Raw genomic sequence first — 19,272 nt, forward strand, 5'->3', positions numbered from 1 at the left:
GTCAAGCAGCCTCCGTACGGAAAAGTGTGCCCGCTCCGGAACGCAGGCCGTGGTCACCGGCGAGGCGAAGACCCTCCCAGACGCTCACCTGGTTGGCGGTGAGCACGGGCTTGCCCAGCCGTTCGTCGAGGTCGTCGAGCCAGGCCACGGTGTGCAGCGCCGTGTCGGGCACCAGCACGGCCTCGGCGTCGGTGTGGTCGTTGGCGGCGACGAAGCCGAGCACCTCGTCGCGGCCCAGCGTGCCGACCTCGGCCGCGGTGATGATGCCTCGGCACGAGAGCGCGACCACCTCGATGCCGCTCTCGCGCAGGAAGCCGGAGAAGCGCTCGGCGACGTCCGCCGGGTAGGTCGCCGCCACCGCGACCCGGCGTACGCCGAGATGCCGGACGGCGTTCACGAAGGCGAACGAGGTGCTGGACGCGGGCACGCCCGCGGCCTGTTCGACCCCGGCGACCTGCTCGGCCGCGCCCTGCCGGCCGAACACGAAGCTGCCGCTGGTGCAGGCCCAGATCGCGGTGCTCACGCCGAGGTCGCGCAGCTTACGCGCGCCCTCGGCGAGAACGTCCGGGCCACCGATGTCCAGCAGGGCGTCCACACGGTGCGCGTCCTCACGCATGAGCGTGTGCACCACCGGCAGGCTCACGTCGCCGAGGACACGTTCCATCTGCGGATAGTCGTCCTCGGCGCTGAACCCGGGGTAGAGGATCCCGACCGTGTGGCCCATCTTCTCTCCATTTTGGCAGATTGTTTACAACTTACCGCGTTACGCCGCAGTGGGACGTACCGCCTCGACGAGCCACTGGCCGGTGCCCATCGCCTGCGCTCCCATCGCCCGCAGCGCCGCGCACATCGTCACCTGGTTCGCGGTGAGCACCGGCTTGCCGAGCGCGCGTTCCAGCGGCGCGATGATGTCGTACGTCGGGACGTTGGTGCAGCTGACGAAGATCGCCTCGGCGTCCGGCCGGTCGACCGCGCGGACCGCCGCGACCACCTCGGAGTAGCCGACCTTCCAGATGTGGTTCATCAGGCCGAGCCCGACGCTGGAGCCCGTCTCGATGCCGTGCTCGCCGAGGAAGGTGAGCAGCCGGTCGGTGACGCTGTCGATGTACGGCGTGACGACCGCGATCCGGCTGACGCCGAGGAGACGGAGCGACTCGACCAGCGCCCCGGAGGTCGTCGTGGCCGCGGGCGCGCCGGCGTCCAGGATGCTCTGGCTCAGCAGCCGCTCGCCCTCCGCGCCGTGCACGAAGCTGCCCGAGGCACAGGCGAAGGCGACGACCAGCGGCTCCGGCGCCAGCACGTCGCGCGTCGCCCGCCGTACGGTGTCGACGTCGGCCAGCGCCGAGGCCATCTCGACGGTCACCGGCACCGGCACGAACGGCAGCCGGGTCATGTACAGCGACACGTGGTCGGGCGCCCAGCGCCACAGCTCGCGGTCGAGGGCGAAGTCGAAGGGCGCGACCACGCCGACGCCGACCTGGGCGACCAACTCGAAGTCGACGACCACGTCCGCGGGACCGCCCGGAGGTAGGTCGGCGCTCACCGTTCGTACCGCTGGTACACCAGGCGCTCGCCCACGCTGCCCGAGCGCCACACGTCGTTGCACGCCTCGGCCATCGGCTCCAGGCCCTCGACGATCGTGGCGTAGACGTTGCCGGGCACCCAGCCCACGTCGCCGTTGAGGAGCAGGTTGTTGCGGCCGTAGAAGATCGCCAGATCGATCACGCCCGGAAGCGCGTCGATCCCCTTCTCCTCCTTGAAGCGCCGGTCGAGCATGCCCCCGTTGAAGGAGAAGTAGACGACGTCGCCGGGGATCGGCGTGACCGTGGGGTTCTCCAGGCCGGGCTCCTCGGCGGCGAAGCGCTCGACCATCGTGTAGACCTCGTTGCGGGCGTACTTGGCGTGGTAGATGTCGCCGCCCTGCGGGAGCGCCCGCCACACCGCCTCGCACGTACGAGGCGCGTCCTTGTCGAGCAGTTCCGCGACGCACGACACACCGCGGCGCTCCAGCGTGATCTTGATATGTCTCGGCATGCCAGACCTCCCACTGCACATGGTCGAGGTGAGGCACGTCGCTCACCCCGATGACTTCCCTGCGGGCGCCTTGGGATCCGTCCTGGCCTCTGGTCCGGGTGATGAGGTCCGGGGTGGGTTCAGGTTGCGACGGTCTTGCAGCACTTCATCAGCTCTGGCGCTGATTGTTGACAATCATACGAAGTCTGCCTAGCGTGTCAATGCCCCTGGTGACCTCGGAATACGCACGGGAGCGTCAGCTGTGACCACGCGGAATCCGGCCGTTCTCGTCCTGGAAGGCGATGCCCCGCCGCCCCGGTTGGCCGCCATCGGACGGCTCGCCGATGTACGGCGTACGGACGCGGCCGGCCTGGCGGAGGCGCTGCCGGGCGCCGAGGTGCTCTTCCTGTGGGACTTCTGGTCCGACGCCGTCGCCGCCGCGTGGCCGCGCGCCGACGCGCTCCGGTGGGTGCACATCGCCAGCGCGGGGGTCGACCGGCTGCTGTTCCCCGGCCTCGTCGAGAGCGACGTCGTGGTCACCAACTCGCGCGGCGTCTTCGACGAGCCGATCGCCGAGTACGTCCTCGGGCTGATCCTCTGCTTCGCCAAGGACCTGCACACCACGGTGCGCCTGCAGGACCGCCGCGAGTGGCGGCACCGCGACGCCGAGCGCATCACCGGTGCCCGCGTCCTGGTCGTCGGCACCGGCCCGATCGGCCGGGCCATCGGGCGCCGCCTGTCCGCCGTCGGCATGGCCGTCTCGGGCATCGGCCGCTCCGGCCGGGCGGGCGACCCGGACCTGGGTGACGTACGGCCGTTCGGCGAGCTGGCCCCGGCGCTCGCCGACGCCGACTACGTCGTGCTCGCCGCGCCGCTCACCGACCTCACCCGCGACATGATCGACGCCGCCGCGCTGGCCCGGATGCGGCCCTCCGCCCGGCTCATCAACGTCGGCCGCGGCGGGCTCGTGGTGGAGAAGGCACTGGTCGACGCACTGTCCGAGGGCCGCATCGCCGGAGCGGCGCTCGACGTGTTCGCGACCGAGCCGCTGGCGGAGTCCTCGCCGCTCTGGACGCTGCCGAACGTCCTGGTCTCCCCCCACATGGCGGGTGACACGGTCGGCTGGCACGACGAGCTGGCCGAGCTGTTCCTCGACAACCTGGGCCGCTACCGGGACGGACGTCCGCTGGTGAATGTGGTCGACAAGAAGCTGGGATACGTCACGAGAGGGACCTGATGGCCGAGATCGCGTACCTCACCGCGAGCGAGATGCTGGCCGCCTTCCGCGCCGGGAGCCTGTCCCCGGTCGAGGCGACGTCCGCCGTCCTGGCACGCATCGCCGAGGCCGATCCGTCGGTCAACGCGTTCTGCCTCGTCGCCCCCGACGAGGCCCTCGCGGCGGCGCGCGCGTCGGAGGAGCGCTGGCGGCGCGGCGAGCCGCTCGGGCGCCTCGACGGCGTCCCCATCTCGATCAAGGACGTCCTGCTGACCCGCGGCCACCCCACGCTCCGCGGCTCGCGCACGATCGCGCCGGACGGCCCGTGGCCGGACGACTCCCCCGCCGTCGCGCGGGTGCGCGAGCACGGCGGCGTGATCGTCGGCAAGACCACGACGCCCGAGCTCGGCTGGAAGGGCGTCACGGACGGACCGCTGACCGGAGTCACCCGCAACCCCTGGGACCCGTCGCGCACGCCGGGCGGTTCCAGCGGAGGCGCCGCCGCGGCGGTCGCCCTCGGCATGGCGCCGCTCGCCCTGGGCACCGACGGGGGCGGCTCGGTGCGCATCCCGGCCGCCTTCACGGGTGTCTTCGCGCACAAGCCGACGTACGGCCGGGTGCCGCACTTCCCGGCGAGCCCGTTCGGCACGCTCGCACACGTGGGCCCGATCACCTGGAGCGTCGCCGACGCCGAGCTGCTGCTCGAGGTGATCTCGGAGCCCGACAGCCGCGACTGGTCGGCGCTGCCGCCGGCCGTCCCGGCCGAGCCGGTCGACCTGCGGGGCCTGCGGATCGCCTTCAGCCCGGCACTCGGGTACGCCTCGGTGGACGCGGAGGTGGCGGCGGTCGTGGAGAAGGCGGTCGCGGTCTTCACCGACCTCGGCGCTCAGGTGGAGCAGGCCGACCCGGGCTTCGCCGACCCGGTGGAGGCCTTCCACGTCCTCTGGTTCGCCGGCGCCGCCAAGTCGGTGGAGTCGCTCACCCCCGCCCAGCGCGAGCTGCTGGACCCGGGCCTGCGGGAGATCTCCGAGCAGGGCGCGCGGCACTCCGCGCTCGACTACCTCACGGCGACCGCGTGCCGGATGGAGCTGGGCCGCCTGATGGGCGCCTTCCACGAGGACTACGACCTGTTGCTGACCCCGGCGATGCCCATTCCGGCGTTCGAGGCCGGCCGTGAGGCGCCGGCCGGCTCGCCGTCGCCCCGGTGGACGAGCTGGACGCCGTTCACCTACCCGTTCAACATGACCCAGCAGCCGGCGGCCAGCGTGCCGTGCGGCTTCACGTCGGCCGGCCTGCCGGTGGGCCTGCAGGTCGTGGGCCCGCGCCACGCGGACGCCCGCGTCCTGGCGGCCTGCCGCGCCTTCGAGCAGGCCGGCTCCTGGCACGACCGCCGGCCGGTCGTCGGCGATTCGCCCGAATGAACCATTTGTTGCCTCACACCGCGTAAAGCTGGGCTCAACAGGTCCAGACCCCTAATATGAGGGCGCAACAGTCAGGTACGGCGGCCGAGGGGAACGACGTGGTGAACATCGCGGACCGGGCATCAGGCCCTGATCAGCGACCCGTCGCGGACCCGGACGCCGCGCCGTACTCCCCGCTCGGCGGTTCGTCCGTTCACGAGGCGGACCCCGCGCCGCGGGTCGTCCGTGCCGTCGGCGATCCGCTGTCCACCGTCAGCGTGCGCGGAGGCATCGCCGTCGAGCACTAGGCGTGGTACGACGAGGCGGGCCGCCCTCGACGCGCACACGGTCGGGGGCTCGGATAAGGAGCGAAGAATGCCGGACACCTGGGTCGTCGTGGGCCTGGACAACGGGGGCACCTGCAACAACGCGACGGTGCTGGACGCGTCGGGGAAGTTCCTCGTCGACCGGCTGGTGGAGATCCCCAGCCGCGTCACCGAGGGCCCGGAGATCGCGGTCGGAGCCCTGGCCGAGGCCTTGGAGGGCGTCCTGACCCTCACCGGTGTCGAGCGGTCGCGGGTCCGCGCCGTCGGGCTGGACACCCCCGGACCGGCCAGCGCCGACGGCGTGATCTCCTCCAAGGGCGCGACGAACTTCCCCCAGCCGGCCTGGTGGGGCTTTGACGTCCGTACGGCGCTGGAGGAGCGGCTCGGCCTGCCGGTCGTCTACAACAACGACGGGAACGCCGCCGCCCTGTACGCCCACCACGCCCACTTCGGCGCGGAGGCGGCGGAGCACTCCTCGATCTCGGCCATCGTCGGCACCGGCCTGGGCGGCGGCGTGATCGAGGCCGGCCAGGTCGTACGCGGCGCGGCGGGCATGGCGGGCGAGCTGGGGCACGTGCACATCCCGATGGAGGGGCTGCTGGCGGAGGGGCAGCCGCTGCCGATGTGCAACTGCGGGTTCGGCGCCGACGCCGAGAGCGTCGCCTCCCTGACCGGCATCGCGGCGAACCTGCTCCCGTACTGGCTGACCCGCTTCCCCGGGCACGAGCTGGCGGGCGTGCCGATCCTGGAGGCGGCCAAGCTCGTCCGCTCCCGCGGCGAGGACGGCGACCCTCTCGCGCTGAAGATCTTCGAGCAGCAGGCGATGGCGCTCGGCCGGCTCTTCACGATCGCGGCCAACTTCACCGACCCGAGCGCGTACTTCATCGGCGGCGGCGTGGTCGAGACGGGCCCGAAGTTCCGCGAGTGGTTCCTGGAGAAGGTACGCGAGCACACCGTCCTGCGCGAAGAACAGCAGCGGGTGGCCTCATTCGCGCTGGTCCCGGACCTGGACATGGCCGGCGCGCGCGGGGCCGCGATCGCCGCGCGCGACGCCTCCGCGCCGTGAGCTCCTCACGGCCGCACGGGCCCATGCGCGTCAACCGCTCATCGGAGCTGGAGTGGAGCGGTGTCCAGACGTTCATGAAGGCCCCGGTGTGCCTGACACCGGAAGACCTGCGGGCGGGCAACGTGGACGTCGCGGTCGGTGGCGCGCCCTGGGACGGCACGGCGTCCGGCCTCAGCGGCACCCGCCTGGGCCCCCGTGCCATCCGGCAGGGCGACTACATCTCCGGGTCGCGGTACATCACCCACCTCGGCGTCCGGGTGAACCCGCTGGACCATCTCGTCCTGGCCGACTACGGCGACGCCGAGGTGCTGATCGGCGACACCGAGGGCACGTACGAGAACATCCGCGGGTTCGTCGGCGAGATCCTCGCCGGCGGCGCGATCCCGATCATTCTCGGCGGCGACCACGGGATCACCTGGCCCGCCGCCACGGCGGTGGCCGACGCGTACGGGCACGGCAAGGTCGGCATCGTGCACTTCGACGCCCACGCGGACACCGCGCCGGACATGCAGGGCTCGCTGTACGGCCACGGCACGCCGATGCGGCGGCTGATCGAGAGCGGCGCGGTGCCCGGCCGCAACTTCGTGCAGGTGGGGTTGCGGGGGTACTGGCCCGAGCCGCCCGTCCTGGCGTGGATGGAGGCGAACGAGCTCCGCACCCACTTCATGGCGGAGATCCACCGGGACGGCTTCGGGGCGGTGCTGGAACGCGCGGTCGACGAGGCGCTGGACTCCGCCGACCACCTGTACATCTCGCTCGACGTGGACGTCGCCGACCCCGCGTACGCTCCGGGCACCGGGACGCCGGAGCCGGGCGGCCTGACGAGCGCCGAGGTGCTGTGGGCCATCCGGCGCCTGGCGGCCGAGGTCGGGATGGTCGGCATGGACGTGGTGGAGGTCAGCCCGCCGTACGACGTGGGCCCGGACATCACGGCGCTGCTGGCACGGCGCGCGGTGATGGAGGCGCTGACGGGCACGGCCATGCGGCGGATCGGCCTGACCGAGCCGGACTACCTGGACCCTCGGTCGACGGGCTCCGGCGAGAGCCGCACATACCGGACATCGGAGGGAACCTGACCTGTGAGGGAACCTGATGGGAATACTCCACTTAATCGATTGACAACGCAGGGAATTCGGCCACAACCTTGTGGGGTGAGCCATGACGTTCGCCTGACGGTGCGCCTGCACGTCGATCTCCGCCTGCAGGCCAGCGCGCTGTGCGTACCCTCCTCGCCCCGCCGCTGAATCTCCCCGCCTGGCAGGAAAAGGATTCGTCATGACCCAGCACCGGTCGCCGAACCGGGCTTCGCGCCATCTCGTAGACCTGGACGCCCGCTACCGCGAGCGTCTTCACCGCGGCCACGCTCTCGCCCCGGTGGAGACGGTCCCCGCGGACGGGACGCTCCTGGACGTGGTCCCGCTCCCCGACACGGGGAAGGTCCTGATGATCGTGGCTCACGTCGTCCCCGCCTCGGCCGTACCGCCGGGCTCGCCGCCCGAGAGCGACGGCCGACCCGCTCTCTTCCCGGCACCGCCGCGGACGACGGTGGACGCCCAGACACCCGCCGACGCTCCGAGCGCCGATGACGCCTCGGCCGCCTCGCCGGCCTCCGGTGCCGGGGCGCCGCCGGACGGCGCCTCGCCGCCGCTGGGCGTCATCGGGCAGGAGCCTTCCCCTGCCGAGTGGCCGGAAGCGAATCCCGTGCGACGGGACGACGCACCGTCGGAGGCCCTGCGGATCGACCCGTCGTCCCGGCGCGTCTGGGTGGAGGGCCGGGAGATCGGACTGACGTACCAGGAGTTCGAACTGCTGGCGCACTTCACGACGCACCCGTGGCAGGTCTTCAGCCGGACCGACCTCATGCGGGCCCTCTGGCCGGCGGTGGACGCCACGACCAGGACGGTCGACGTGCACGTCCACCGCCTCCGCCGCAAGCTCGGCAGCGCGGGCTCCCGGCTCGCGACCGTACGGCGGGTCGGCTACACCTACCGGCCCCACGACGTGCACCGGGCCGAGCCCGCGCAGGCGGGCGAGTGACCTTCTCCGGATGACCGTCGGCGAGTGACCGACATCGCTCGATGGCGGAGCCGGGCGGAGCCGGGCGGGCCGGACGGGATCGGTGTGGCCGGGCGGAATGGTCGAGGCCCGCGGTGCGGCGGCTTGACCGAAAAGCGTTCGCCCGGCGGATCGGGAACGATCTACGATGCGGGCGATGAGCAGCAGACTGCGTGAGGTCGCGGCGGTGAACGCGCGGATCGTCGCCGACGGCGCGTACACCGCCGAGGACGGCACCCGCGTCGCCGTACGGTCCATGCTGGACGCGGCGATCGACGGCACGGTGAGTCATCCCCCGGAGGGCGCGTTGGACGCGCCCACGGGCGATCACCGCACGGTGTTCGAGGTGACCGCGGAGGGCAGTCTGGGCGCGGCGCGACGGTTGCATCTCTCCGGCGCCGGGCGGATCGCCGTGCTGAACTTCGCCTCCGCGCGCAATCCGGGAGGCGGATACGTCGGCGGCGCCCGGGCGCAGGAAGAGGACCTCTGCCGGACCGCTCTGTTGTACCCCTGCCTTCTTCAGGCCCCCGACTACTACGCCGCACACCGCGCCTCGTCCGACCTGCTCTACAGCGACCGCGTCATCTGGTCCCCGGACGTCCCGGTGCACCGGGGCGACGACGGGCGGTTGCTGGCCGAGCCGTACCCGGTGTCGTTCCTGACCTCCGCCGCCCCGAACGCCGGTGAGGTGCTCCGGCGCGACCCCGGCGCGGGCGACACGGTCCGGCGTACGCTCTACCGGCGCGCGGAGCGCGTGCTGGCGGTGGCCGCTCACCACGGCGCCCGACGGCTGGTTCTCGGCGCGTGGGGCTGCGGGGTGTTCCGCAACGACCCGAACGACGTGGCCGGCGCGTTCCACTCGCATCTGACGGGCGACGGCGCCTTCTCGTCCGCCTTCGAACGAGTGGTCTTCGCCGTCTGGGACCGCTCCCCTCGCTCCGCGAACCGCGCCGCGTTCGCCGAGCGCTTCGCCCCCGTCGGCGATCCCGCCTGAACCCTCCGGCGCCGTTCCCCGAACGACGCCCGTATCAGTGCTGATCTCGTGAGGTCGGAGCGCTGACGCGCGAGTTATCCACAGGGGTTCGGTGGCCATCGACGTGCCGGTCACCGGCGGCCCATCATTGCGGACATGCCCAGCGGCGGGCCCTTCCTTTCACCGGAGTGAGCCGGGCCCGCCGCCGGGCCCACCATCGACCGTCCCAAAGGGGTTGATCATGCACGGGGGCCTGCCCTTCATCGGGTTCAGCACCATCGTCTACGGGGTCGTCGGGCTGGCCGTGGCCGCCGGCGGCGCGGTCACGAGGTTCCGGAGGCGCAAGTGACGGCGACACTGACCGTGATCGTCCCGGCCCACAACGAGGAGGCGGGCCTGCCCGCGACGTTGGAGGCCATCCGGCGCCAGACGGTCCCGCCGGAGAAGGTCGTCGTCGTCGATGACGGCTCGACCGACCGCACGGGCGAGGTCGCGGCGTCCTACGGGGCGACCGTGCTGAGGCCCCCGCACAACCTGGGCAGCAAGGCCAAGGCGCAAAACCACGCACTGCCCGTCTGCGACACCGACCTCGTCTTGGCCGTCGACGCGGACACCGTGCTCGCCCCGGACTACGTCGAAAAGATCAAACCGGTCTTCGACGATCCGGAGGTGGTCGTCGCGGCCGGCAACGTGCAGACCCGTTTCACCCGCACCGTCTGGGAGCGCGGCCGCTCCATCGAGTACCTCTTCGGCTTCCACTGGAACCGCCCGATCCAGAACGGCGCGGGCAGCCCGGTCGTGTGCTCGGGCTGCTGCTCGGCCTTCCGCCGCACGACACTGACCGACTTCGGTGGCTTCCCCGAGCGCACCATCGTCGAGGACATGGACTTCACCTGGTCGATGCAGATCGCCGGCCGGCGCGCGGTGTACGTCGGCGAGGCCGTGGCGTGGGCGGCCGACCCGGAGACGCTGACCTATCTGCGCAAACAGGTGTGGCGCTGGATGGCGGGCTTCTTCCAGAACGTCCGCCTCCACCTCGGCGCCCTCGTGAGACGAAAACCCATGCTCGCGATCTGGATCGTCCTGGCCCTGGCCGAGATCTTCACCGCGCCTCTGTGGTGGGCGACGCCGTTCGTTCTCACTCTGGGCATGCACCGGTCCGTCGGCGCCGCCCTGACGTTCTGGCTGGGGTCGGAGCTGCTGTTCACCGTCCCGCCGCTGCTCTACGCCGCCCGGCGCCGAAGACTTCCGGTGCTGGGCGTGATGGCCAACATCCCCTTCGTCTACCTGACGAAGGCCGTCAACATCTACTACGCCTGGAAGGCCCTCATCGTCGAACTCGTCCTCGTCCCCCTACGCCTGTCCCGAGGTCTCGTCATCTACGAGAAAGGCCGCGCCTGAGCACTCCCCGTGAAGGCGCCCACGGGAACGACTCCGACGCGGCACGCGAGCAGTAACGAACCGCCACGCGGCAGCGGGGCTCACCACCGGCAGGACCGCCCGGACCGTCACACGGCGGCTTGGCTTACCGCTTCCGCATGACCTCCGGCTCCTGGCGCCGCAGCATCCGTTCCACCAGGAAGATGAGGATCACGCCGAGTACCACCATCATGCCCATGTCCAGCAGCCAGGTGCTGAACTGCTGCTTCCACAGCGGGTCCGGCGGGTCCTTGTGCGGGAGAAGGAAGGTGATGTCGAGCGTGCCCGCCATCGCGGCGAACGCCCACCGGGCCGGCACCAGCCAGGCGAACTGCTCCAGCACGGCCTTGCCGTCCAGGTGCACGAGCGCTCCGCAGAACACGATCTGGACCAGCGTGGTGAGCACCAGCAGCGGCATCGTCATCTCGCTGGTCTTGACGATCGCGGAGATGAGCAGGCCGAGCGTCATCGCGGTGAAGGACAGCAGCGCGACGGCGATGATGAGTTCGGGCATCGGCGTGGTGATCACGCCCTTGTCCCTCATATTGACGCCGAGCATGGCGACCAGCGTGAGCACGATGCCCTGGCCGATCGTGATCACACCGAGGACGAGCAGCTTGGAGGTGAGATAGGCCGATCTGGACAGCCCGACCGCGCGTTCTCGCTGATAGATCGGTCTTTCCTTGACCAGTTCGCGCACCGCGTTGGCGGCGCCGGTGAGGCATCCGCCGATGCACAGGATCATCAGGAGGTTGGCCGCGCCGCCCTGCGAGCCGGGCACCTTCGAGGTGAGGTCACCGGCCGGGATGACGCGCGCCACCGCGCCCATGATGATCGGCAGCGCCACCGTGATGCCGAGGAACAACGGGTCCGCCGCGATGCTGCGGATGTAGCGCCGGATCAGCGTGCTCAGCTGTTCGGGCCAGCTCTGCGGCTTGGACGGCGGCTGGTAGTTCACCGGACCGGCCTGCTGCGCCACGGGCTGGACCAGGTCGGCCGTGACGTACTTCTGGTGGGCCGGCGACTGGAGGTAACGGCCGCCCCAGTCGATCGACGGATCGTCGAAGGCCTGGAAGACGTCGGCCCAGTCGTTGAACCCGAGGAACGGCAGCGCCTCCTTCGGCGGGCCGAAGTACGCGATGCGGCCACCCGGCGCCATGACGAGGAGCCGGTCGCAGATGTCGAGGTTCGCGACGCTGTGGGTGACCACCGCGACCGTGCGGCCGTCGTCGGCGAGACCCCGCAGCATCTGCATGACCGACTTGTCCAGGCCGGGGTCCAGGCCCGACGTCGGCTCGTCCAGGAACAGCAGCGACGGCTTGGTCAGCAGCTCCAGGGCGACGCTGACGCGCTTGCGCTGGCCGCCGGACAGGGAGGAGATCTTGTTGTCGCGCCGGTGGTCCAGGCCGAGTTCCTTGAGCACCTCGTCGACCCGCGCCTTGCGCTCGTGCTGGCGCGTGTCGTCGGGGAAGCGCAGCTCGGCGGCGTAGATGAGCGCGCGGCGCACGGTGAGCGAGGTGTGCAGGATGTCGTCCTGCGGCACCAGGCCGATGCGCGAGCGGAGTTCGGAGTAGTCGCGGTAGAGGTCACGGCCGTCGTAGGAGACCGTGCCCTGGTCGGCGGGCCGCAGACCGGTGAGCGCACGCAGCAGGGTCGACTTGCCCGAGCCGCTGGGGCCGATGACCGCGACGAGACACTTCTCCCCGAGCGGGAAGGACACGTGGTCCAGCAGCACCTTGCCCTTGTCGACCGTGACGGTGAGGTCGTGCGCGCTGAAGCTGACCGCGCCCGTGTCGGTGTACTCGGTGAGCACGTCGCCGACCAGGTGGAACGTTGACGGGCCGATGCCGACGATGTCGTTCGGGCCGATCATCGCGCGCTCGACGCGCTGGCCGTTGACGTAGGTGCCGCTGCGGCTGCCGACGTCGACGATCTCGTACGTCCCGCCGGACGACCGCAGCTCCGCGTGCTGGCGTGACACCCGCAGGTCGGCGACGACCATGTCGTTCTCGGGCGCCCGGCCGATGCGCAGGACCTGCTGTCCCCCCAGGTTGCGGACCTTGGTCGGCTCGCGGTACTGCCCGCCCATCGTGGGCATCGGCGCCCGCGGCGGCGGTGTGCCGTGAGTCGGCAGATAGCCGATCGGATCGTCCTGGTAGCCCTGGGCGGCGGGCGGCATGGTGCCGGGACCGCCGAGTTGCGTGGCCTGGTCGTACGGCGGCATCGTGCCCGTACCGCCCCCCTGGCCGGGCTGCTGGTACGGCGGCATGGCGCCCGTGCCACCGCCCTGAGCGGGCTGCTGGTACGGCGGCGCCGCACCCGGGCTCATGCCCTGGGTGGCCTGCTGGTACGGCGGCATCGCGCCCGTACCACCGCCCTGGCCGGGCTGCTGGTACGGCGGCATCGTGCCCGTACCACCGCCCTGGGCGGACTGCTGGTACGGCGGCATCGCGCCGGTGCCGCCGTCCTGGGTGGCCTGCTGATATGGCGGCATCCCGCCCGTACCGCCGCCCTGCGGGTACGGCGGCGCCGCGCCCGCGCCACCACCCTGGGCGGACTGCTGATACGGGGGCATCGCGCCCGTGCCGTCGCCCTGCCCCGGTGGCGGCCCGTACGGCGGCGGCGTGCCCTGCGGCGCCGACGCGGCGGCCTGGCCCGGGTAGCCGGTGGGTGGTTGCTGCGGGGCGGGTGGCGGTGTCTGGCCCTGGGCGCCGGGCGGCGGATACACCTGACCGGGCGACTGGGGCGAGAAGCCTCCCTGCGCCTGGGCGGGATGGCCGGCCGGTTCGGTACCGGGTTCCGCGCGCGTCGCCGACGCGGGCGCGGCGCGGAAGGCGACCGGCACGCCCTGCTCCGGGTGGCCGAGCCGCACCTGGCTCCCCGGAGCCACGACGACCCGCTGCACCCGCCGGCCGCCGTCGTACGTGCCGTTGGCGCTGCCCGAGTCCTCGAGGATCCACTGGCCGCCCTCGAAGCGCAGCACGGCGTGGGAACGCGAGACGCCCTCGACCGAGACGACGATGTCCGCCCCGGGGTCGCGGCCCAAACGGTAGGAACGTCGTGGATCCAGAGCCACTGAAACGCCGTTGCTCTCCACGACAAGCTGAGTCACGAAATCGCCTTTCCCGTCGCCGGCCCCGAGGCCCCGCGTGTCGGCGCGTCGAGAGGAGCGCATCACCAGGACCGCCGGTAAAGCGTAGGGCCTCTTGCGTAAACGCGGCAATGCTTCGAAAAGTATGCAACTAGCCCCTATCACCCTGCAGGCGAACGAGGACGGTGGTCCGAATCGCGTGAGCGGAGGCACCTGCCGGTTGGGTTTCCCTTGGTGTTCGCTTGACGGTCGCGTTGCCCCGCCTTCATGATCATCGCGCCGCCGGTACGGCGGCGGAACGCAATGTCTCATTACGCGGTAAGCGTGATGTAGCCGATTTCACAACTCGCTTGATTTGCCCTCGGGGCCGCGATCGTTGATCATTGGCCGAATGTCCCCCGCTCCCCAGCCGTCCCATCGCGGGCATGCGGAGAGCGCGGCCGGGCTGTGACCGCCACACTGGAGGCGCCACGCCCCGCCGACGCGCTACGGGCACGACCGGTGCGCCACCGGCGGTGGCTGCTGCACCCCGTCGTGGCCGCTACGAGCATTGCCGGAATCCTGCATCTGCTGTGGGCCCTGTTCCTCGCCCGGGGCGGCGGCGACCTCGCCGCCCAGAGCGCGTGGGCCGAGTTCGCCCTACGGCATCCGGGTTCGGCCTACGACTTCGCGTGGTACGGCGGCATGCACCCCGCCTCGTACAGCGTGATCTCCCCGTACCTGATGGCCATGCTGGGCGTCCGCACGACCGGCGTGCTCGCGGGCACGATGTCGGCCGGCCTCTTCGCGCTGATCCTGACGCGTTCGGCGGTCCGCCGGCCGTTGCCGCCGGCTCTCTGGGGCGCCTTCTCGCTGTCGTGCAACGCGGTGTCCGGCCGGGTGACGTTCGCCCTGGGCGTGTTCTTCGGCCTCGCGGCCATCGCGGTGGTGTTCGCGGCACGCGGGCCGCGCGCGCCGCGCGCCGCCGCCGTGATCGCCCTCGGCGTGCTGGCGACGCTGGCGAGCCCGGTGGCGGGGCTGTTCCTGGAGGTGGCGGCCGCCGCGCTGTTCCTCACGCGGCGGCGCCGGCCGGCGTACGCCGTGGCGGCCGGGCCGCCGTTCGTGGTCGGGCTGTCGGCGCTGCTGTTCCCGTTCAAGGGCGTGCAGCCGTTCCCCTGGTTCCTGGTCGTGGCCCCGGTGGCCAGCGCCGTCGCCCTCGCGGTCTACGCGCCCAAGTCCTGGCGCAACGTCCGCGTCGGCGCGGTGGTGTACGCGGTCGGCACGATCCTCACCTGGCTGATCCCGTCGCAGGTGGGCAGCAACGTCGACCGGCTCGCGCTGCTCTTCGGCGGCGCCGTGATGCTGGCCGCGGCCATGGAACGCAAGATCCTCATCCTGTACGTGGCGTTCGCGGCGACGGTCATCTCCCAGGTGATCCGGCCGGTGTTCGACGTGGTCAACACGGGCTCGCCCGACGGCCACACCGGCGGCGTGCTGGCGGAGCTGCGCAACGTCGACGCCGACCGCGGCCGGGTCGAGGTCGTGCCCGAACGCACCCATCTGGAGTCGTCGGAGTTCGCCTCGACGGTGAACCTCGCGCGCGGCTGGAACCGCCAGGCCGACGTCGACCGCAACCCGCTCTTCTACGACGGCACCCTCACGCCCGACACCTACCACGCGTGGCTCAGGAAGTGGGCCGTGCGGTACGTCGTGCTCTCGGACTCCAAGCCCGACTGGCAGGCCATGGAGGAGGCCAACCTCGTCGCCGCCGGGCAACCGTGGCTCAAGCAGATCTGGCACGACGCGCACTGGCGCGTGTACGAGCTGACCGATCCCGAGCCGCTCGCCGATCCGCCCGCCACCGTCACCCACGCCGCGGACGGGGAGCTCGACATCGACATGCCGTCGAGCGGCTGGGTGCTCATCCGGGTGCCGTGGTCACCGTGGGTCGGCGTACGCGACGGCGGCCCGGGCTGCCTGACACAGGCGGGCGACTGGACCCGGCTGTACGCCCCGGCCCCCGGACGCTACCGGCTCGGCGGCAGCTACCAGCTCCCCCGCGGCACTCCCTGCTGAGAGTCCCGCCGGGCGGTCCTCAGGTCCTCGGGCCCTCGGTTCAGGAGGTCTTCCCCTCGCCGGTGAAGGAGCGCAGGCGCGTACGGCGGAGCCAGACCACGGCGCGGTTCATGGCGCCCTCGAACAGCACGTAACCGATCAGCGTCACGGTCACGCCGACGACCGTACCGCCGGCGATGTCGTCCGGCGCGGCCCCGGCGAGCGTGAGTGCGGCCGCCATGACCAGCCATCCGCCGGACGCCGCCAACCCGAACCTGCGGCCCGCCAGGAACAGCCCGGCCGCCGTGGCCGCCGCCAACGCGGCGTGGTCGCTCGGCGCCGGCAGGTCCGAGGAGTGCACGACCAGGCCGTGGAAGGCCGTCCACCGGAAGGTGGGCATCCGCTCGATCGGCTCGTTCGCCACCACCGCGGCCACGGCACCGATGGGCGCCCAGAGCGCGGCCGCCATGACCGCCGCCCGCTCCCGACGTGCGGCCCACCACGCCCAGCCGAGCAGGGCCGCGAACAACACCGGGTCCGCCTTGGCGCACGCCACGGCGGTGGTGTGCAGCCCGGGTACGACGGCCAGATGATCGCTGAGCATGGTGTTCCGCCTCGATGAGTCGCGGGCCGGCTGTCCCCGGCCGATGATCGTCGAGGCCACTGTAGGGACCGGTTGGTCAGCGCGGGGTCAACGCGCCGATTCGCCCGCGTACCGTGGCGTGTCGCAGTCGGTCCGGCGCTCGAAGAACGCGCGCCCCGTCGCCCGCCGGGCGAGGGCCGGCGGGCGTCAAGCGGCGACCGGCAGGCCGCGGGCGGCGGACACGTCGGCGGGCGCCGGACGGCTCGACGGAAGCGCCGGCAGGTGGCGGACGGTAGGCCGTTCGGCGGGCGCGTCGGTAGGCGGCCCGGCGAGCGGCGGTCGGTCGGAACGTCGGCAGACGGGTCGGCGGGTGTGTGCGGCCCGGCGGGTGGCGAACGGGTCGGCGGGTGGGTCGGCGGGCGAGGGGCACGGGCGTTCTCTCATCGCGTGCGGCCCGGGACACGCCGGACCTTGACCCAGTCGATACGTGGAAATGGCGGCGACCCTACAATCTGTAGGGTGAACCCCCGTGACCGGTACGGCAGGCACCTGACCCATCCCGGGCTTCCCCTGGTCCTGGTCGCGGCGTTGTACGCGGCCGCACAGGTCGTGGCCGTCACCACGCGCATCGGGCTCGGCTGGGACGAGACCGTGTACGTGAGCCAGGTCAGCCCGCACGTGCCGACCGCGTTCTTCAGCGCTCCACGGGCGCGCGGCGTCACTCTGCTGGTCGCCCCGATCGTTGGGCTGACCTCCTCGCTGACCGGGCTGCGCCTCTACATGACCGCGCTGTCCTCGGCCGGGCTCGTCCTCGCGTACTGGCCCTGGACCCGTCTGCTGCGGCCGGTCACCGTGGCACTGGCCGCTCTGCTGCTCATCGTCCCGTGGGTGACGCAGTTCTACGGCAACGAGGTGATGCCCAACGTCTACGTCGCGTACGGGGCGGTGGCGGCCGTCGGCTGGTTCGCGCACACCATTCGGGGGACGAACCGGCTCGCGCCGGTCTGGCTCGTGCTGAGCCTGGCGTTCGTCGCGCTCATGCGGCCGGGCGACGCGGCGTGGCTCGTGCTGCCGCTGCTCGGCGCGATCGCGTTCGCGCCGCGGCGGCGCCGCATCGCGCTGGCGGCGGTGGTCGCCGGATCGGTGGCCGGCTCCGCGCAGTGGATCGTCGAGGCGTACGCACGGTTCGGCGGGCCACTCCAGCGGCTGGAGGCGTCGAGCCGCACCGAGGGCGGCCTCGGCTGGCATCCCGAGGGCGTCCGGATGGAGCTGCACGCGCTCAACCACCGGCTGCTGTGCCGCCCCTGTACCGGCGCGACCTGGCACGTGGCGCCGTTCGCCGCGTGGTGGCCGCTCATGCCGGCGCTCGCGGCCGCCGGGCTCGTGCTGGCGGCACGTGGAGGGCGCGGGCGCCTCGTCGCGCTGCCCGCCGTCTGCGGCGCCGTGATCGGCGCGTCGTACCTGCTCCTCGTCGGGTACGCCGCACCGCGCTTCCTCATCCCGGCGTACGCGCTGCTGGCCATCCCCACGGCGGAGCTCGTACGCGGCGCGGCGACGCTGGGCCAGGGCCGCTGGCGGCTCGCGACGGCCGGCGTGGTCGCCGCGGGCCTGGCCGTGCACGCGGGCGCCCAGCAGATCGTCCTCGGCCACATGGTCCGCGCCCAGCACAAGGCGCGCCAGGACTACGGCGTCATCGCCGGCGAACTGCGCGGGCTCGGCGTACGGGCCCCGTGCACACTGGCGGGCGAGCAGGCCCCCGTGCTCGCGTTCTACGCCGGCTGCCGATCGATGCAGATCGCCGGGAACGACGCGTCCACCAGCGCGTCCGGTCTGCTGGCCCAGGCGAGCGTCACCCACCTTGCCGTCGTCGAGCACACCAACCCGCGCCCGCGCTACACACGCGGGTGGCGCCACTACACCTTCACCACACCGACCGGCCGCGAGTGGCGCGTCTATGTGCCGCGACGCCCACCGGCCGCCCCACGCAGTTAGGGCCGCCTCGAAGTCCCCGGCCACAGCGAGCGGCGTCCACGCGGAGGAGGGGTCAGCCTGGTTTTCCGGGGCCCTGCGGGGGCGTGCCGGGCGACAGAGCCGTTCGGCACGGCTTCGTGGGGCGGGAACGACAACGCAGTGAGGCGGCGCCTGGACACCGGGCAGTAGGACAGCAGGGCTTTGACACAGCTCCAGGACCCACCTCGCAGTCCCGTCCGTAACGCGCGGCGTCCCGGCTGAGCGTTACGCCGGAAAGGAAACCTTGCCCCGGCCGACGACGCGGGCGCCGTACAGCGGCCGTGGCGCTTTGAAGACGGGCTCCGGCGTCAGCCGGCGAGGAGGCGGCGCAGCATCTCCTCGTCGTCCGGCCCCAGGCCGATGACGAACCGCCGCAGCACCGCGGCGCGATCGGATTCGCGGCGCAGAACCTCGTGCATGACCTGGGCCGCGTGCTCGGTGGCGTCCTTGGCGGGCAGGTAGGCGCCGCGTCGGCCCTCGGCATCGCGGATGACGAGTCCCTTGTCCCAGAGGCGTTTCAGGATGGTGTGCACCGTGTTGTAGGCCAGCTCGCCACTGATCCGCGCCTGGACCTCGGACGGCGTCAGCGGCCGATCGGTCGCCCGCAGAGCGCGGAGGACCTCCGCCTCGAGCTGCCCGGTGCCTCGACGTCCTCCGGTCATATGGTCACTTTACCGGTGGTACATCCGGATATGAGGGCCCGATTTCACCCCACTCTTCCGCTTTCTCGCTCCTACGCGATGCGCGACGGCCCGTCGACCCGACCACACGGCCGCGCCAAGGCCCGGGGCCCTTTTGTCCCCCGCCTGACGAGCTCACCTGTACTATCTGGGTAGTAGTACAGTCGCGATACACGGGAGCGGTGGACGGACACGTGCGAATGCCGCGGTACGGGCCGACAGTCGCCTTGAGAGCGACCACATGGACGACGACCCGCCGAGGAGCCCGCAGTCCCATCGGCACCGGTCCGAAGACCACCGAGCAGCGCGGCACCGCCCGTCGCCTGGAGCCCACCCGGACAGGGGCGCCCGTAACGAGCGGCGTTCAGGTGGTGCCCGGCAAGGCGGAGGAGGGAGTCGGCCCGGG

Annotated in this window: 17 protein-coding genes; 11 read left to right on the top strand and 6 right to left on the bottom strand. The window is 72.0% G+C overall.

The annotated features are described in order from the left end of the window. Position 1 precedes the first annotated feature (1 nt). From ABEA10_RS16270 to ABEA10_RS16280, 3 genes are read right to left on the bottom strand one after another with little or no spacing between them, the layout of a single operon-like run. Positions 2–724, bottom strand: coding sequence for a maleate cis-trans isomerase family protein (locus tag ABEA10_RS16270; protein ID WP_345464259.1), 723 nt, complete (start codon positions 722–724; stop codon positions 2–4). Between the two features lie 39 nt (positions 725–763). Then, a complete protein-coding gene (locus ABEA10_RS16275; RefSeq protein WP_345465154.1) occupies positions 764–1,507 on the bottom strand; it encodes a maleate cis-trans isomerase family protein in 744 nt (247 codons plus the stop codon). Positions 1,508–1,539: 32 nt separating this feature from the next. Next, complete coding sequence (locus ABEA10_RS16280; RefSeq protein WP_329238521.1) at positions 1,540–2,034, bottom strand: DUF3830 family protein; 495 nt, start codon at positions 2,032–2,034, stop codon at positions 1,540–1,542. A 241-nt stretch (positions 2,035–2,275) separates the two neighbouring features. Between ABEA10_RS16280 and ABEA10_RS16285 the strand changes: the two genes are divergently transcribed. From ABEA10_RS16285 to ABEA10_RS16325, 9 genes are all read left to right on the top strand, one after another. Then, a complete protein-coding gene (locus ABEA10_RS16285) occupies positions 2,276–3,250 on the top strand; it encodes a D-2-hydroxyacid dehydrogenase (protein ID WP_345464265.1) in 975 nt (324 codons plus the stop codon). Continuing rightward, on the top strand, positions 3,250–4,650 hold the full coding sequence (locus tag ABEA10_RS16290) for an amidase (RefSeq protein WP_345464268.1): 1,401 nt from the start codon (positions 3,250–3,252) through the stop codon (positions 4,648–4,650). The genes ABEA10_RS16285 and ABEA10_RS16290 overlap by 1 nt, the downstream gene beginning before the upstream one ends. Before the next feature lie 56 nt (positions 4,651–4,706). Beyond that, on the top strand, positions 4,707–4,937 hold the full coding sequence (locus tag ABEA10_RS16295; RefSeq protein WP_345464271.1) for a hypothetical protein: 231 nt from the start codon (positions 4,707–4,709) through the stop codon (positions 4,935–4,937). Positions 4,938–5,004: 67 nt separating this feature from the next. Next, on the top strand, positions 5,005–6,021 hold the full coding sequence (locus ABEA10_RS16300) for an ROK family protein (protein WP_345464274.1): 1,017 nt from the start codon (positions 5,005–5,007) through the stop codon (positions 6,019–6,021). Continuing rightward, on the top strand, positions 6,018–7,097 hold the full coding sequence (locus ABEA10_RS16305; protein ID WP_345464277.1) for an agmatinase family protein: 1,080 nt from the start codon (positions 6,018–6,020) through the stop codon (positions 7,095–7,097). The genes ABEA10_RS16300 and ABEA10_RS16305 overlap by 4 nt, the downstream gene beginning before the upstream one ends. 199 nt (positions 7,098–7,296) lie before the next feature. Continuing rightward, entirely contained in the window at positions 7,297–8,058 is a 762-nt protein-coding gene (locus ABEA10_RS16310; protein ID WP_345464280.1) for a winged helix-turn-helix domain-containing protein, read from the top strand. A 175-nt stretch (positions 8,059–8,233) separates the two neighbouring features. Beyond that, on the top strand, positions 8,234–9,070 hold the full coding sequence (locus ABEA10_RS16315) for a TIGR02452 family protein (RefSeq protein ID WP_345464283.1): 837 nt from the start codon (positions 8,234–8,236) through the stop codon (positions 9,068–9,070). 220 nt (positions 9,071–9,290) lie between these two features. Continuing rightward, a complete protein-coding gene (locus tag ABEA10_RS16320; protein ID WP_329238545.1) occupies positions 9,291–9,398 on the top strand; it encodes an LPXTG cell wall anchor domain-containing protein in 108 nt (35 codons plus the stop codon). After that, the gene (locus ABEA10_RS16325; RefSeq protein ID WP_345464288.1) at positions 9,395–10,450 is read left to right on the top strand and encodes a glycosyltransferase family 2 protein; all 1,056 of its coding nucleotides are present in this window, start codon (positions 9,395–9,397) and stop codon (positions 10,448–10,450) included. The genes ABEA10_RS16320 and ABEA10_RS16325 overlap by 4 nt, the downstream gene beginning before the upstream one ends. A 124-nt stretch (positions 10,451–10,574) precedes the next feature. On the opposite strand, the gene ABEA10_RS16330 is transcribed toward ABEA10_RS16325, so the two are convergent. After that, positions 10,575–13,580 (bottom strand): FHA domain-containing protein, encoded by a 3,006-nt coding sequence (locus tag ABEA10_RS16330; RefSeq protein WP_345464290.1) that lies wholly within the window; start codon positions 13,578–13,580, stop codon positions 10,575–10,577. A 426-nt stretch (positions 13,581–14,006) separates the two neighbouring features. On the opposite strand from ABEA10_RS16330, the gene ABEA10_RS16335 reads away from it, so the two are divergent. After that, positions 14,007–15,614: an MFS transporter gene (locus tag ABEA10_RS16335; protein ID WP_345464292.1), complete on the top strand. Its 1,608-nt coding sequence runs from the start codon at positions 14,007–14,009 to the stop codon at positions 15,612–15,614. Positions 15,615–15,654: 40 nt separating this feature from the next. Here the strand turns inward: ABEA10_RS16335 and ABEA10_RS16340 are convergent, their stop codons facing one another. Continuing rightward, positions 15,655–16,197: a hypothetical protein gene (locus ABEA10_RS16340; RefSeq protein ID WP_345464294.1), complete on the bottom strand. Its 543-nt coding sequence runs from the start codon at positions 16,195–16,197 to the stop codon at positions 15,655–15,657. Positions 16,198–16,695: 498 nt separating this feature from the next. Between ABEA10_RS16340 and ABEA10_RS16345 the strand changes: the two genes are divergently transcribed. Next, on the top strand, positions 16,696–18,168 hold the full coding sequence (locus tag ABEA10_RS16345; RefSeq protein ID WP_345464297.1) for a hypothetical protein: 1,473 nt from the start codon (positions 16,696–16,698) through the stop codon (positions 18,166–18,168). Positions 18,169–18,494: 326 nt separating this feature from the next. Here ABEA10_RS16345 and ABEA10_RS16350 read toward each other — a convergent pair whose 3' ends face one another. Further along, entirely contained in the window at positions 18,495–18,848 is a 354-nt protein-coding gene (locus tag ABEA10_RS16350) for a BlaI/MecI/CopY family transcriptional regulator (protein ID WP_345464300.1), read from the bottom strand. Positions 18,849–19,272: the final 424 nt, after the last annotated feature.

This window comes from Actinoallomurus oryzae, from assembly GCF_039541955.1.
Lineage (GTDB): Bacteria > Actinomycetota > Actinomycetes > Streptosporangiales > Streptosporangiaceae > Actinoallomurus > Actinoallomurus oryzae.